Annotated in this window: 12 protein-coding genes; 6 read left to right on the forward strand and 6 right to left on the reverse strand. The window is 67.5% G+C overall.

Features of this window, described 5'->3' with window-relative positions; genetic code table 11:
• Window positions 1-86: 86 nt before the first annotated feature.
• Complete coding sequence (gene glpX, locus NF551_RS04715) at window positions 87-1,154, forward strand: class II fructose-bisphosphatase (protein WP_227895340.1); 1,068 nt, start codon at window positions 87-89, stop codon at window positions 1,152-1,154.
• Window positions 1,155-1,225: 71 nt separating this feature from the next.
• Here glpX and NF551_RS04720 read toward each other — a convergent pair whose 3' ends face one another.
• Window positions 1,226-2,071 (reverse strand): TspO/MBR family protein, encoded by an 846-nt coding sequence (locus NF551_RS04720; RefSeq protein ID WP_227895144.1) that lies wholly within the window; start codon window positions 2,069-2,071, stop codon window positions 1,226-1,228.
• A gap of 107 nt (window positions 2,072-2,178) precedes the next feature.
• Between NF551_RS04720 and NF551_RS04725 the strand changes: the two genes are divergently transcribed.
• Window positions 2,179-3,204: a lipid II:glycine glycyltransferase FemX gene (locus tag NF551_RS04725; RefSeq protein WP_227895143.1), complete on the forward strand. Its 1,026-nt coding sequence runs from the start codon at window positions 2,179-2,181 to the stop codon at window positions 3,202-3,204.
• Between the two features lie 22 nt (window positions 3,205-3,226).
• Here the strand turns inward: NF551_RS04725 and manA are convergent, their stop codons facing one another.
• The 4 genes from manA to NF551_RS04745 are packed head-to-tail and all read right to left on the reverse strand — an operon-like array spanning window position 3,227 to window position 7,940.
• Entirely contained in the window at window positions 3,227-4,555 is a 1,329-nt protein-coding gene (gene manA / locus NF551_RS04730) for a mannose-6-phosphate isomerase, class I (protein WP_227895141.1), read from the reverse strand.
• Between the two features lie 59 nt (window positions 4,556-4,614).
• Window positions 4,615-6,234, reverse strand: a complete 1,620-nt coding sequence (locus NF551_RS04735; protein ID WP_227895139.1) for an LCP family protein — start codon at window positions 6,232-6,234, stop codon at window positions 4,615-4,617.
• A 9-nt stretch (window positions 6,235-6,243) separates the two neighbouring features.
• Entirely contained in the window at window positions 6,244-6,771 is a 528-nt protein-coding gene (purE, locus tag NF551_RS04740) for a 5-(carboxyamino)imidazole ribonucleotide mutase (protein WP_227895137.1), read from the reverse strand.
• Window positions 6,768-7,940 carry a 5-(carboxyamino)imidazole ribonucleotide synthase gene (locus tag NF551_RS04745; RefSeq protein ID WP_227895135.1) on the reverse strand — a complete coding sequence of 391 codons (1,173 nt, stop codon included), beginning with the start codon at window positions 7,938-7,940 and terminating at the stop codon, window positions 6,768-6,770. The genes purE and NF551_RS04745 overlap by 4 nt, the downstream gene beginning before the upstream one ends.
• Before the next feature lie 178 nt (window positions 7,941-8,118).
• Between NF551_RS04745 and NF551_RS04750 the strand changes: the two genes are divergently transcribed.
• The gene (locus tag NF551_RS04750) at window positions 8,119-8,703 is read left to right on the forward strand and encodes a GtrA family protein (protein WP_227895134.1); all 585 of its coding nucleotides are present in this window, start codon (window positions 8,119-8,121) and stop codon (window positions 8,701-8,703) included.
• On the opposite strand, the gene NF551_RS04755 is transcribed toward NF551_RS04750, so the two are convergent.
• Window positions 8,681-9,400 carry a TIGR03089 family protein gene (locus NF551_RS04755; RefSeq protein ID WP_227895130.1) on the reverse strand — a complete coding sequence of 240 codons (720 nt, stop codon included), beginning with the start codon at window positions 9,398-9,400 and terminating at the stop codon, window positions 8,681-8,683. The two genes, NF551_RS04750 and NF551_RS04755, sit on opposite strands and share 23 nt — an antisense overlap.
• A 268-nt stretch (window positions 9,401-9,668) precedes the next feature.
• On the opposite strand from NF551_RS04755, the gene NF551_RS04760 reads away from it, so the two are divergent.
• From NF551_RS04760 to NF551_RS04770, 3 genes are read left to right on the forward strand one after another with little or no spacing between them, the layout of a single operon-like run.
• The gene (locus NF551_RS04760; protein ID WP_229971964.1) at window positions 9,669-10,217 is read left to right on the forward strand and encodes a WhiB family transcriptional regulator; all 549 of its coding nucleotides are present in this window, start codon (window positions 9,669-9,671) and stop codon (window positions 10,215-10,217) included.
• Between the two features lie 29 nt (window positions 10,218-10,246).
• Entirely contained in the window at window positions 10,247-13,762 is a 3,516-nt protein-coding gene (locus tag NF551_RS04765) for a glycosyltransferase family 2 protein (RefSeq protein ID WP_227895129.1), read from the forward strand.
• Window positions 13,762-15,363, forward strand: a complete 1,602-nt coding sequence (locus tag NF551_RS04770; protein WP_227895128.1) for a DUF5719 family protein — start codon at window positions 13,762-13,764, stop codon at window positions 15,361-15,363. The genes NF551_RS04765 and NF551_RS04770 overlap by 1 nt, the downstream gene beginning before the upstream one ends.
• Window positions 15,364-15,385 lie beyond the last annotated feature (22 nt).

Consider the following 15,385-nt stretch of genomic DNA (forward strand, 5'->3'; position numbering starts at 1 on the left):
GCCCAAAACAGCGTTCCAGCGGTGAGGTCCGTGTCACGGCGACTATGATCGGATCAAGGATCAGCTGCAGGCCGCTGTCCGGGACCATGTCCTGGGCGGGCCTGAATTTCGAAGATGAGGTTAACGTGTCCCAAGGTGCCCAGTACTCAACTCTTTCTCCCGCACTGGCCGTCGGTGATGACGAGCCGGACCGGAACCTGGCTCTCGAGCTGGTCCGGGTGACCGAAGCCGCAGCGATCGCCGGCGGCCACTGGGTCGGTTTCGGTGACAAGAACGCCGCCGACGGCGCTGCCGTCGACGCAATGCGCTCCCTGATCTCCACGGTCCACTTCAACGGCGTGGTTGTCATCGGCGAGGGCGAAAAAGACGAAGCACCCATGCTCTACAACGGCGAGCATGTTGGCGACGGAACGGGTGCGCTGTGCGACGTCGCCGTCGACCCGATCGACGGAACCCGCCTGACCGCCCTGGGCATCAACAACGCCCTGGCCGTGCTCGCAGTTGCCGAGCGCGGCACCATGTTCGACCCCTCCGCCGTGTTCTACATGGAGAAGCTGGTCACCGGCCCCGAAGCCGCCGACATGGTGGACCTGCGCCTCCCGGTCAAACAGAACCTGCACCTGATCGCCAAGGCCAAGGGCAAGAAGATCAACCAGCTCAACGTCATGATCCTCGAGCGCGACCGGCACAAGCCGCTGGTGCAGGAAATCCGCGACGCCGGCGCCCGCACCCGGATGCTGATGGACGGCGACGTCGCCGGCGGCATCGCCGCTGCACGCGAGGGCACCGACGTCGACGCGCTGATGGGCATCGGCGGAACCCCCGAGGGCATCATCACTGCCTGCGCCGTGAAGACCCTTGGCGGCGTCATCCAGGGCCGGCTGTGGCCGACCTCGGACGAGGAGAAGCAGAAGGCGATCGACGCCGGGCATGACCTTGACCGCGTGCTCTCCACCAATGACCTGGTCACCAGCGACAACTGCTACTTCGCTGCGACGGGCATCACCGACGGTGACCTGGTCCGCGGCGTGCGCTACAAGAAGGACCGCGTGCTGACCCAGTCGATCGTGATGCGCTCGAAGTCCGGAACCATCCGCGTGGTCGACGGCGAGCACCAGTCACACAAGTGGGAGTCCTACGCGCGCCTGCGCTAGGAACCAATACAGGAAGGGCGGGCCGGAGTCTTCCGGCCCGCCCTTCCTGTGTTCCGGCCCTGCCGCAAGGTCTAGCCGCGGCGGACAGCGGCGACCCGCGCCGCGACCGTCGCGATGACCACCACCGCGGCCGCAGCCGCTGCCAGGACCGCCGTCGCCGTCGAGACCAGTTCGCCGGTGACCCGGGAAACCGCAATCCAGGAAAGGCCCCAGGCGAGAGCCGCGGCCGGTGCCAGGCGTCCGCGGCCGTACACGGCCAGCCCGATCCCGACGGCTGCAGCTGCCGCGAGCACAATGCCCGCCCAGAGGACCGGGTCGAGGCCGAACCCGTCAAAGCCCCCGGCGGTCAGGGCAGAGGCGATATTGGCGCAGATGGCCACGCAGACCCAGCCAAGATAGAGCCCCAGGGTTCCGTCGACGACTATGGCTCCGAGCCAGCTGTCGGGACGGCTGCGGGAGTACCGCTTGAAGACGATGGCCAAAGTGACCAGCAGCGCGGCGATCACGGCCACGGAGAGCGGCACTGAGCCCGCCTGCACACTGAGGATCCAGGCCGCGTTCAGCAGCATGGAGACGGCCACGAGCCAGCCCAGTGAGCGCTGCCGCGGTGCCGATCGCTGTGAGGGCAGCCACTGGTAGACCGTGTAGGCGCCTAGGCCGGTGTAGATGACGGACCAGATGGAGAAGGCCGGACTCGCCGGTGCCAGGAAAGTGGCATCGGCGCTGAGGGCCCCGCCTGCAGCTTCGGCGATGCGGGTGCCGCCGAAGACGCCGACGCCGATCACCGAGCCGATGATGCAGAGGATAAAGGAGGCGGTCACCGTCAGTTGGCGGATCAGGTCCCGGCGGCCGAAGCCGGTCCGGCCATCAGCAGACGGTTCCGACGGACTGGATGCGCTGGGGGTCGAAGTAGCCATAGTCGAGCCTAGCAAAGCCTGCTTACTATATACCGCCCCGCCGGTTCCAGCTGCATAGCAACCGCCGTGTTCCAGCCCGGTGCCGGCTTCCACGTAGGCTTGATGTCATGACACTGAGCGTTACTCCCTGTACTGATCCCACCCGCTGGAACGAGTACGTCAACCAGTTCAACGGTCATCCCCAGCAGCTGTGGGGATGGGGGAAGACCAAGGCTGATCACGGTTGGCGTGTGGAGCGGCTCCTGCTCTCCGAGGGCTCCGGGGTAGTGGGCACCGCCCAGCTGCTGCTGCGGCCCCTGCCGTTTCCCTTCCGGGCCCTGGCCTACATTCCGCGCGGACCGCAGGGGCAGCCGGGACGGGAGAACGCCATGCTCGACGCCGTCGCCGGCTGGGCCAAAGCACACCACGGGGCAGTGGCCCTGACGATCGAGCCGGACTGGGACGACGCTGCTCCAGCTACCGCCGCACTGCCGGCTGCAGGGTTCCGGCGGAGCACCAACACCATCCTCATTCCGCGAACGCTGATCCTGGACCTGACGCTTAGCGAAGAGGACCTGCTGGCCGGAATGAGCAAGAAGCACCGGCAGTACATCCGCAAGTCCGGCCGGGAGGACCTGGACTACCGCGCCGTGACGGCCGCAGAGATCCCGCAGTGCCTCGCCGTCTACAAGGAGACCGCTGAACGCGCCGGATTCGGCATCCACGAGGACCGGTACTACCAGGACATCTTCGAGAACCTGGGGGCTGATTCACCGGTCTACGCCGCGTTCAAGGGAAACGACGTCGTGGCCTTCCTGTGGCTCTCCGCCAGCGGACACACTGCCTTCGAACTCTACGGCGGCATGAGTGAAGAAGGCGAACGCCTCCGGGCCAACTATGCGCTCAAATGGTTCGCCATCCGGGAAATGAAGGACAGGGGAGTCACCCGCTACGACTTCAACGGGCTGCTCAACGACGGCGTGTCCAAGTTCAAGACGGGTTGGGCGCAGCACGAAGACCTGCTGGCCGGGACCTGGGACAAGCCGCTGTCCCCGCTGTATCCGGTATTCACGACGGCGCTGCCGCTGGCCAAGACGGCCCTGCGCCGTGCCCGGGGGGTGGCTTCCTCAGTGGCCGCCCGGGTAAGGCGCTGACCCTGCCCGCGGGGACGGCGCCCTAGAGGTCCAGCTGGGGCTCGTCCGGGACGTTGGCTGCGCCCGAGGCGCCGACCGTAACGGCGAAGGCCAGGGCGCCGTCGTCGTGCTGGGCTGAATGGGCGGCGAGCTTCGCGATCACCGGGGCTTCCTCCGCCGGGATGAAGGCGCAGTCTCCAGGGTGCAGGACCAGGTCCTGTTTCGGGGAGTCCAGGACCACTGAGCCGCGGAGCGCAATGACCAGTGTGGGCCCGTTCTGGAGTACGGGCACGTCCGAGGCCGACATGCTCTCCGCCCCGTTGGCGGACTGCACCAGCTCCAGCCGCTGCAGCGCGAATTCGCTAAACGGCGGCCGGTACACTTCCTGGCCCAAGCCGCTGGTGTGGGCCTCCACCCGCGGGATGCCCAGGGACTGGAAATCGATGGTCTGCAACAGCTCCGGGATGTCCACGTGCTTGGGCGTCAAACCTCCGCGCAGGACATTGTCCGAGGAAGCCATGACTTCCACGCCCAGCCCGCTGAGGTAGGCATGCACGTTCCCGGCGGGCAGGTAGATGGCCTCCCCGGGAGCCAATGAGACCCGGTTGAGAAGCAGGGAGATCAGGACCCCGGGGTCTTGGGGATAATAGCCGTCGAGCACTTCCAGTCCTGCCAGCGCCGGATCCAGGCCGGCCCTGGCACCTTCGTCCAGCGAACGGAGGGCTGCAGCTGCCGTGGCCACCGCGTCCCTGACATCCTCGTCCCCGGCGATCAGGCGGCGGAACACCTTCTCCAGCCGTTCCGCCTCGGGGCGGCCGGATTCAAGATCGGACGCCGCTTCCACCAGCAGGACAGGGGCCGGGCGGCCGGAGGCCTCCACGAGAGCCGCCAGGGCGCGGAACAGCTGTGCCGCTTCTTCCGGGGAACGGAAGCCGCACAGCGCCTCAAAGTCGCTCAGGGCGAAGATCATCTCGGGTTTGTGGTTGGGATCCTTGTAGTTGCGGTCCGCTGCAGACCGGTCGACCCCGGCAGCGTCTTCGGATTCAAAGCCTGCCCGGGCCTGTTCCTGCGTGGGATGGACCTGCAGGGAGAGCGGCGACCCTGCAGCAAGGACTTTCGCCAGGAAAGGCAGTTCCGGTCCATGCTGTGCGACGCTCTCGCGGCCCAGGGTCGCTTCCGGGTCGCTGCTGATCAGCTCGTCCAGAGTGGAAAAGCCGCCGGGGGACTCCACCAGGAGTGACGGAGCGCCCGGATGGGCACCAAACCAGAGTTCCGCTTCCGGTTCACCGCTGGGATCGCGGCCGAACAGCTCGGCCATGGCGGTTCGGGAGCCCCAGGCATACGGGCGGAGGGTTCCGGCAAGCAGGTACATGGTTCTTCCTCAGGACGCTGTCGGATGGCCGGTGCAGCCCGGCACTGTGATTCTCGAAGTCAGCCTGCGCTGCACACGCCGTTGTTGTCCAGCAGCATACCCAGCGTGGCAGTGTCACCGATCCGGGCAAGCTCCTGCAGGTACTCCTCGGTGACCTCGGGGCCCGCTTCAGCGGCTGGAGCTTCTGCAGGAGTCTCTGCGCCGATGGCTGTGTCCTGTTCCGGGACCGCCGGTGCTTCCTCTGCCGGTGCTTCCTCGGCGTCGGACCCGTTGGTCGCTTCAGCCTCAGCGGCTTCCGCCGCCGCGTCCGTCGCTGAGAGCATTTCCTGCACCCGTGCGTGAATGAGGTTAAAGTCCGGATAGGTCACGAAATTCTCGGCGGCCGTGCCGAAATCGGGCGGGCCAATGGTCATGCGCTGGACTTCGTGGTTTTTGGACTTCAGCGCCAGATCGACGAAGCTGCCCAGGGCGTCCTGCGGGATGTCGGTGTGAACGACCTGCTCGCCCGCAGAGGCGATGGCCTGGAACCTGGTAAGCAGCGTGGTGGGGTCGAGCTGGGCAACCATGGCCTGCTGGACGCACTGCTGGCGGGCGATCCGGTGATAGTCCGTCACGAATTCGCGGGACCGGGCGTACCAGAGGGCCGTGTAGCCGTCCATGGTCTGGACGCCCGGCGCGATCCAGCCGTCCGGCGGGTAGTGCAGGTTGGTGCCGGGGATTTCCGCCGCCGTGATCGGAACCCAGCCGCCGGCGTTGATCTTCACGCCGCCCATGGCATCGATCAGGGTGGAGAACCCTTCCATGTCCACGATGACGTAGGACTGCACTTCAAGGCCGAGGATGCCTCCGGCTGCGTCCATCATGGCTTCGGCACCGGGATCGGCGGAGCCGGGGTAGAGATCGGAGTAGTTGTCCGTGACGACCTGGTACAGGCTGTTCAGGATGCATTCGTCGCCGCAGTTGTACCCCTCCGGGTACACCTGCCAAAGCGGGGAGTCCTCCGTGAACAGGGCATTCTGAAAGTTGCGGGGCAGGCCGAAAGTGACGATCTGGCCGGTGTCGGCGTCGACACTGAAAACGGACATGCTGTCCGGCCGGAGGCCGGTGCGGTCCGCCCCGGCGTCTCCGCCCATCAGCAGGAAGTTGTAGCGGCCGTCCACGGGATCCAGTGCCGGGCCCGAAGCGAAGATAGTGCCGAACGTCTGGCGGCTGACGTTGAGCAGCCAGGCGCCGTACGCCAGTCCGCCGCTGGTGACGACCATCAGCACCGCCAGAGCACCCGCTACTGCCGGACGGACGTTCCGCTGGAGCAGGGGAGGGCGGATGATCCGGAAAGTGTTCAGGAAGAGGAAGGCCCAGCCGGCGGCGAGCAGCGCCAGGACGGCCATGATCAGGAAAGACGCCCATCCGTTGGTGAAGATGTTCACCAGCAGGATGCGGTTGGTCAGGGCCAGGACCAGGACCGCGATCACCGCGGCCCAGACCATGAAGGTCACCTGCAGTGCACGCCGTCCCAGCCGGCGGTCGCCGGCCACGATCTGAGCCGAACCAGGCAGAACCAGGGTCAGGAACAGCAGCAGGAACGCGCGCTTGGTGCGTACCTGGGGAGAGGCGGATTGCGGGTAGCGCACCGGATCCGTGTAAAGGAGTCCGGGAGCTCCGGTGCCTGTCCTGGCCATCCGCGCTGCCTACGCGTTTTCCGGGACAGAGGTCCGCAGGCGGGCGCCCTTGGCCATCGCGGTCTGGCGAAGCTCGCCGGCGAAATCGATCAGCTGCTCCTGCAGCCTTGCGGCCAGGGGATCGGTACCCGCCGCCAGTATGCGGACGGCCAGAAGCCCTGCGTTGCGGGCCCCGCCGATCGACACGGTGGCTACCGGGACGCCCGCGGGCATCTGGACGATGGACAGCAGGGAGTCCATGCCGTCGAGGTATTTGAGCGGAACGGGGACACCGATGACGGGCAGCGGCGTCACGGCAGCAAGCATTCCGGGCAGGTGGGCGGCGCCGCCGGCACCTGCGATGATCACGCGCAGGCCGCGGCGGTGTGCTTCCTTGCCGTACGCGATCATTTCCTCCGGCATCCGGTGCGCGGAGACGACGTCGGCCTCATACGGAATGCCGAATTCCGCCAGTGCCGCTGCGGCAGCGTCCATGACCGGCCAGTCTGAATCAGACCCCATGACCAGGCCGACCAGCGGCGTTTTGGCGGTGCTCATGCCTTCTCCTCGATAGGTTCCCGGCCGTCCCGGATAATGGCGGCTGCCAGTTCTGCGCTGCTGCGCACGGATGGAAGATCCGAGACCTCCGCGCCGACCACGTTGACGTGTCCGATCTTCCGGCCGGGCCGGACCGACTTCCCGTAATTATGGACCTTCGCGGCAGGAACGGCGGCCATCGCTGCCCGCGTGCCCTTGAACAGATCCGGGTTGTCTCCGCCCAGGAAGTTCTTCATGACCACGACTTCGCCAAGGAGCCCGGTGCTGCCCAGCGGGAGGTCAAGGACTGCGCGCAGGTGCTGTTCGAACTGGCCCGTGACGGATCCGTCCATGGTCCAGTGCCCGGAGTTATGCGGCCGCATCGCCAGTTCATTGAACAGGAACCCGACGCCGCGGCCGGGCGTTTCAAACAGTTCTGCGGCCATCACGCCGGTGACACCAAGTTCGTCCGCGATCCGCAGCGCTGCGGCGGCCGCTGCGGCTGCAGTGTCGGGATCCAGGTCCTGAGCCGGTGCAATGACCTCGTCGCAGACTCCGTCTACCTGGATGGAATGCACCACGGGCCAGGCAGCGCTTTGGCCGCCCGGTGTGCGGGCGATCAGGGCGGACAGCTCGCGGGTGAACGGGACCTTCTCTTCAGCCAGCAGGGCCGGGCCGGTGAACCAGTCTGCGGCTTCGGCGGCTGCCGCGGCATCGTCGATGATCCGGACGCCCTTGCCGTCATAACCGCCGCGCGGGGTCTTCAGTACTACGGGCCAGCCAGCGGCCTTACCGAAGTCAACCAGGTCCGCGACGCTTGATACGGCGGCCCAGCGCGGGTTGGGCAGGCCCAGCCGGTCCACTGCAGCACGCATCACCAGTTTGTCCTGGGCATGGAGCAGGGCGTCCGGGCCGGGCTGGACGTTGACGCCCTCCGCCAGCAGCGCCCGCAGGTGCTCTCCGGGAACGTGCTCGTGGTCAAACGTCAGGACGTCCACGTCCTTGGCGAACTCGAGCAGCTGGGCGTAGTCGGTGTAATCGCCGACGACGGAGCGGGAGACTGCGGGAACAGCGGAAACGTCTGGTGCTTCGGCCAGGACACGCAGTTCAAACCCGAGCTCAGTGGCCGCCGGGGCCATCATCCGGGCCAGCTGGCCGCCGCCGACAACGCCGATTATTGGAAATCTCACCTCTACAGGTTACCGAAAGCGGGGCCCATTCCCGCTCCGTGTCAGCGGTTCCGGGCACCCCTCCCGGCCAGTTCCCATCATCAGCGGGTAAACTATGGTCTTTCCGCCGTGCCAGCGCACGGGGATAGCCCCGCCCGGACAGGAATCATTTTTCGGGCACTACTGGCCGCGGAGGGTCATGATCACACGTTTTATTTCCTGGCTCAGGTCGCTCGCGTCCGCCTTCTGGCGTGAAGTGGCGAAATTCGGCACCGTGGGCGCGGTCGCGTTCGTGGTGGATAACGGCCTGACGTGGTTCTTCATGCACTCCATCATGGAAGGCAGTCCCGCCAAGGCGCGGTTCGCCGGTGCCACTATCGCGACCCTCTTTTCCTGGGTGGCGAACCGCTGGTGGACCTTCCGCCACCGCCGGCAGACGAATGTGGCGAAGGAGTTCACCCAATTCATCCTGATCAACGGCGTGGGCATCTTTATTTCCACCGGGTTCACCTGGATTGCCCGCTACCCGATGGGCATCACGGACAACGGAACCCTGTTCCTGGCAGGCGTTGTCGGAATCGGCGTAGCGACAATCGTCAGGTTCCTGGCCTACCGCTACTGGGTCTTCAACGCCGTCCCGGCGGACAAAGCGGTGGAGGACGCCATGGAGCTGACCCTCCATCCGGAGCGGCAGCCCGCCGAGCCGGTACCGGAGCAGGCCAGGCCGCGCTCCCAGTCAGTCGCAGAGCCGGGCAAGCCGCTCAAGCCCCAAGCCGAGCAGTAACCCTTTCAGCGGCCATCAGGCGTTCAGTGGACTGCACACCCTCGCCCAGCAGCACCAGGGTGCCTCCCGACGCCCACACGCCCAGGGCGGCAGCCAGGACGCCGGACATGCCGGCTTCTGCGGGTGCCAGGAGCACCTGGTGGCCGGAGCCGGCACCCTCGGGGGCATGCCGTGCCAAAAGATCAGTGAACGCCGTGCCCGGTTCGGCCCCGGCAGCCACAGCCACCGCGGGGGAGTCCCGGTATTCCTCACCGGCGTAAGTGTCAGCGTAGGCGCGGACTTCGGCCGCGTAATCGACCGCTCCGGCCGGGAGCTGCCCCGGCCAGGACATGGCCAGGGCCGGGAGAGCCGCCGCAACCACAACTTCGCCTGCCGAACGCGAAGCAGGTTCCTCCGACGTAACCCTTACCTGTGCACCGTCGACGGCCGATAAGGCAATTGAGCAGCCGGTCTGCCAGGCGGAGAGAGCCCATACAAGGGTCTTCCAATGCACGGGCAGTTCAAGCTGGACAGTGGTCCCCGGTTCAGCGTCCAGTTCCTCCACCAGGAAGTTCGAGGTCTTGGCAACCCAGTTGTCCAGGACCTTCCCGGAGAGCTCAATCCGTTCGTGGTTAGGTCCGTACCAGATCAGCGCAGGTGAGGTAGCCTGCTCAGTCCGGAGCGTGGACAGTATGGATGGGACCGGGTTTTCCGTCATGGCTTTGGCTTTCGGTGAGGCGTGCTGGTGGATTCCGGCGGGCTGCAGAGGGGCAGCCCTGCGCAAATTTACGGCGTGGCGCGCCGACGCCGGACGCCTCCGACTCTATAGGATGCCGAAACAGCTTGACGGGGACGTATTACACGCGTGTAATTAGGGAACGGATTTGTTCCAGCAAACCATGACCGACATGCGTTCACAGCAGGCTGATTGTCGCCTGTGTGAATCCAGATATCCGCTGCTGGGGCATTTACACCGGGAGGACTCCATGGGGCAAGCAGACAAAATGCAGGACCGGACGGACATCGCCGCGCAGGCTTCGGCCAGCTACGGCTCTCGGGGCGTACCCGTCGACTGGTATGTCGACCCCGCGGATCCGGAAGCGGCCGACCGCTACCGGGAAGGTGCTGCCAGCCTTGAGGACGCCGCAACGGCCTTCCTCGCCGCCCACGAGGCTTTGGCCGGGGGAGAGGAAGCGCCCGATCCCGCTGATCTCCTTGATCCGCCCATCTCGCTTTTCCCGGCACCGGCAGAGACCGAGGAACGCAAGATCTGGATTGGGCTTCCCGGCTTTGGGGATTCCTACGCCGACGAAGGCGACCTGGGCTGGCAGGCTGATGCACTGTGCGCCCAGACGGACCCGGAAGCGTTCTTCCCTGAAAAGGGCGGTTCCACCCGCGATGCCAAAAAAGTCTGCGCCGCATGCAACGTCCGTTCCCAGTGCCTGGAATACGCACTCTCCAATGACGAGCGCTTTGGAATCTGGGGCGGTTTGTCCGAGCGGGAACGCCGGCGCCTTCGAAAGCAGGCAGTCTAATTCTTTCGCACGTCCGAGTATGCGCCGTTGTGGTTGCCCACAACGGAGCCGAGTACCTCCCCGAAACTCTTTCCGCCCTCAAGGCCCAGACCCGGCCGGCAGATGCCTGTATTGGTGTCGACGTCGGGTCCACTGACGCATCGGCCTCCCTGCTCCAGCTGGGGCTTCCCGTAGGGAGCCCAGTCACGGGCGCGCCTGCGCGTGCCGGATTCGGTGCCGCGGTCAAGACGGGGCTGGCCCAGCTGCCCGCCCGCTCCGGCCCGGCCGATGACAGCGTGGAGTGGCTCTGGCTCCTGCATGATGACTCCGCCCCCGATCCCACGGCCCTCGCGGAACTCCTCCGCGCCGTCGAGCTGGCCCCATCGGTGACGATTGCGGGCACCAAGCAGGTTGACTGGGAGAATCCCCGCAAACTCATCGACGTTGGCGTTTCCGTCAGCCGCTGGGCTGAGCGCGTGACCATGGTGGATGTCGACGAGCTGGACCAGGGCCAGTACGACTCGCGCAGCGACATCTTCGCCGTGAACTCCGCCGGAATGCTGATCCGCCGCGATGTCTGGGACGCGCTGGGCGGCTTCGATCCAGGACTGCCGGGAACCGGCGACGACATTGATCTTTGCTGGCGGAACCGGCTTGCCGGCAACCGCGTGGTGGTCGTCCCGTCGGCAAGGGTCCGGCATGCCGGAAACCGGCCCAACACTGCTGCCACCGCCCGCGCTGCGCGCAAGGCGGAAATCTACCTGCGCCTCAAGCATGCACCGGGATGGCAGATCCCCTTCCTGGCAGTGGGAGCTGTCCTGGGCGGCTTTGGAAGGTTCTTCCTCGGCATGCTCGCCAAGGATCCCGGCTACGCCGCCAATTCCCTGCTCTCCAGCATTGCCGGCGTCCTGCGCCCCGTCGACCTGTACCGGGGACGGCGGAAAGCCGCTGCAACGCGGAAACGGCCCCGGAGTGCGGTCCGCGCCCTGGTTACCGGGCCCCGGGAAGTCCGGGAGCACCGCCGGTCAGTCCATGAGGCCGATGCAGCCGCCAAGGCCAATTCCCTGCACCGCACCCCCACGGAAACGTACGAACCGAGCGGCGATGCGCACGATGACTTCACATCCCTCGCCGCCGGACGCAGCTGGGTTGGTGCCGGGGCACTTGCCGCAGTCGTCCTGCTCGGCGCCCTTTCCATGGCCGGGCTGTACCGGTTCCTGGGGGCGCCGGCGCTCACCGGCGGTGCGCTGCTCCCGCTCTCGGGAACACTGGGCGGGATCTGGGCCAACGCCAGCGGCTGGTGGGCCGAAGTTGGTGCGGGCTATCCCGGTCACGGTGATCCCTTCGACTACGTGCTGTGGCTCCTGGGCGCGGCCGGACTGGGAAATCCCAACGCTGCCGTGGTGGTGCTGGTCTTCCTGGCGATGCCCCTTGCCGGGCTCAGCGCGTGGTTCGCTTCAGGTGTCCTGACCCGCCGCAGCGGACTGCGGTTCTGGGCTGCGTTGTTCTGGGGGACAGTGCCTGCGCTGCAGGCTGCGCTGGGTGAAGGCCGCCTCGGGTCCGTGATCGCCCACATTGTGCTTCCGGTGACGGTCCTGGCCATGGCCCGGGCAGTCGGCGCGGGCACGAGCGAGCCGAACATGGCCCACGAGGGTGTTTCGCCGCGCAAACCGGGTGTCCATGGAACTCCGTCCTGGACAGCCGCTGCCGCCGCAGGGCTTCTCCTTGCCGTGCTGACGGCCAGCGCTCCGCTGCTCCTGGTTCTCGGCGCACTGACCGTGCTGATTCTTTCGGTGCGCCTGCGGTCCCGGGCGCGCACCCTGTGGTGGTCGCTGCTGCCGCCGGCTGCGCTGCTGCTTCCGGTCGTGCTTTCCGCGGCAGGAAACCTGCGCGCTGCCGCCGCTGATCCCGGTGTTCCGCTGGCTTTCACGCCTGCGGCCCTGTGGCAGCAGGTACTGGGCTACCCGGCCGCGTTCGACGCGGCGGATCCCGTGCCCGCACTGGACTTCCTTCCTCCGGGGCCATGGGCCCTGGTCCTGGCGCTGATCATCGGTGCGCCGGTGATCATAGTCGCCGCGGCGGGCCTGTTCACCAGGCACCGCACCGGCGTCGTACGCCTGGCCTGGGTGCTCAGCCTCGCGGCCCTGGCCCTGGCCGGAGCCAGCGCCTACCTTGCCACGGGCAGCTCCGCCACTGCGCTGGTGACGCCCTATCCCGCCCCGCTCATTTCGGCAGCCCTCTTCGCGCAGCTCTGCGCCGCGCTGGTGGCCATGGACGCCTTGCTTGCTGCACGCACGTCCCCGAGCGGGAGCGTGAGCCGGCCCGTCACTGCCCTGGCAGTCGCCGCCGGCGTGCTCCTCGCTGCCGGACCGGCGGCAAGCCTTGCCGCCTGGGTTATCCCGCAGACAACGGGAACCGCCGCGGATGCCGGGACCGGCGGAGCCCAGCCCGGCACCAGGCCGGCCATCCGGGCGACCGAACCGCGGACCCTTCCCGCCACCGCTGCCGACCGCGGCAACAGCCCCGACCAAACCCGCTCGCTGGTGCTGAGAACCGGGGAGGGCGGTGACGTCACGGCAACACTCATGCGCTCCGGGGGGAGCACCCTGGACGGATTGAACGCTGCCTATGCGGCAAGGGGAGTCCAAGGTGAGCCCGGGCGCGAGTCGCTGGCGGCCGACGACGAGGCGACCTCGGAGCTCCGCAGGGCTGTCGCCGTCATTACGGCCGGCACTGGCGTGGACCCCAGGCCTGAGCTGGCCCGGCTGGGCGTCGGTTTCATCGTCCTGCAGACCTCCGATACTGCGGCCCAACTCCTGGCGGACCGCATGGACGCCGTTCCCGGCCTGACTGCTGTAGGGGAAACGGACTCCGGCTGGCTATGGCGCGTGACGGGAGCACTGGACGCCGAAGGAACCGAGGCTGCAGCCGGACAGACAGCCAGAGCCCGCATCCTGGATGCCTCCGGCCGGACGGTCGCATTGGTCCCCTCGGGGCCGGCTGCGGTCAGCACGGACATTCCGGCAGGGGATGAGGGCCGGATGCTTGTCCTGGCTGAACGCGCTGATCCCGGATGGCACGCAAACCTTGACGGCCGGAATCTGACGGCTTCCACCAACTCGTGGGCACAGGCCTTCATGCTTCCCGCGGACGGCGGCAGGCTCAGCGTTGATTACCGCAGCGCCTGGGAACCCTGGACGGAGATCCTCCAGATCGCCGTCTTCGGCCTGACTCTGCTCCTGGCCGTCCCCACCCCGGCGCGGTCCGGGGTGGTGCGGCTGCCCGGCAAGCAAGGACCTGTGCGGGTGCCAAGCAGCCACAACAACGCGGAGGCGGAGGACACCGGTGCTTCGGCGGATGAACCCGGCACTGCCGGCGAACCCGTACCGCCGGGCCAGCCCGGCCGCCGCAGCGTGGCCAAGCCGAGACCGGAGAAGAAACGCAGCCGGGTCCGCAGGCTCCGGCCCGAAAAGCCGAAGCAGCCTGCCGCGCAGTCCAGGACGGACAGTCCGGACAAGGCTTCCGAGAGCGCCCCATCGAAGAGTTCCACAGAAGGAGTCCGCTGATGCCGATCTCCGGAGAAGCCTCGCGGTCCGCAGCACGCAGCCGCCGACAGGCCCGCCGCACCACGGCCTACACCGTCGTTTCCGGCGTCGTCCTGCTGGGAGCTGCCGGTGCGCTGGTGACCGCTGCAGCGATAGCCGCGCCGCCGGGATCAAGCCTGACGGTGCAGCCGCCGGCCACGGAAGTTCCGGCCGGAGCGCTGACTGCCGTCTGCCCCGAACCGCTGCGCCTCCTGGCGGGCAACGCCGGCGGCACCGATGCGGACTACAACCCGGTGTCGGAGTCGGCAACCACAACGGTCAACGCCGTCGTCCTGGGAGGAACCGGGTCGACGCTGCCGGCAGCGCAGCTGGGCACGCTGGCTGAGGGCGAACGAGTGGCCGGGATCGACGCCGGAAGCGAGGTTCCGCTGACCGGTTCACGGTTTGGCGGAGTCATCTCCAACGCGCCGGCCGCCGAAGCCACGGTGCTGAAGGCAGAACCCAGCGGCAAGGAGCAGGCCGCGGCAAACGCCGTACTCGGGTACACGGCGAACGACGGCGACCTGGCCGGCCTGGCGGCAGCCAACTGCCAAGTGGCGGAAAATGACATGTGGCTGGTCGGAGCCGGCACAACCGTCGGTGCAACCGCAGTCCTGCGCCTGACCAATCCGTCGGTGACACCCTCCACGGTCGACCTGGAGCTGCATGGCGCCAAAGGCCGGATCGAAGCCGCCGGCAGCCGCGGCATCGTCGTCGCGCCCGGTGAAAGCCGCTCCCTTGTGCTGGCCGGCTTCGCTGCCAACGAGGAGTCCCTCGCTGTCCGCGTCCGCAGCTCGGGCGGCCCGGTGACCGCCGTTGTCGAACAGAGCATCCTGCGCGGACTGACGCCCGGCGGCGTGGAGATTATCGAGCCCACCGCGGCGCCGGCGCCGCGGCAGGTCATCACCGGCGTCGATCTCCAGTCCCCGGACACCATCAAGGAGCTGGCGGAACAGGACGGGCACGGGTCAGTACGGCCGTTCCTGACTGTGGCCGTCCCGGGAACCACGGACGCCGCGGTCCATTTGCGGGTCTTTGGACCGAAGGGCGAAGTGCAGATCCCGGGCGGGGGCGTCTTCAGCGTGCCGGCCGGAACGGCAGGCCGGATCCCGCTGGCAGACCTGCCCGCGGGAACGTACTCGCTGGATCTGACCGCCGATGTGGCAGTTGCCGCCGCAGCGGTCTTCAGCCGCGGCACTGAGCCGGACGAACGCATTGACCTGGCTGTCGCTCCGGCGGACACACGGCTGGGAAGCGAACACCTGGCCGTCGCCGCTCCCGGCGGCGGCTCGGCACTGGTCTTCACCGCTCCGGACGGACCCGCCGAAATCCGGGTGCGGGCGGTCGGAAAAGACGGGGTGCTCCAGCAGGAAAAAGCGGTGGCCGTTCCGGCCGGACGCACGCTGAGCCTCACAGCAAAGGACATCGGTTCCGGAGAGCTCTCCGGTGTGCTGGTCAGTGCCGTGGGCGAGGCAGTCTACGGAGCCCAGCTGGTTACCGGAGAAGGTCCCGGCATCTCCGTCCTGCCGCTGCCTGCCGGAAGCGCCGGCAGCCGGACCGCGCAGGTTGGCCTCGGGTACTAGTCTCCGGTACTGGGAACCGCTG

This window comes from Arthrobacter caoxuetaonis, assembly GCF_023921125.1.
Lineage (GTDB): Bacteria > Actinomycetota > Actinomycetes > Actinomycetales > Micrococcaceae > Arthrobacter_B > Arthrobacter_B caoxuetaonis.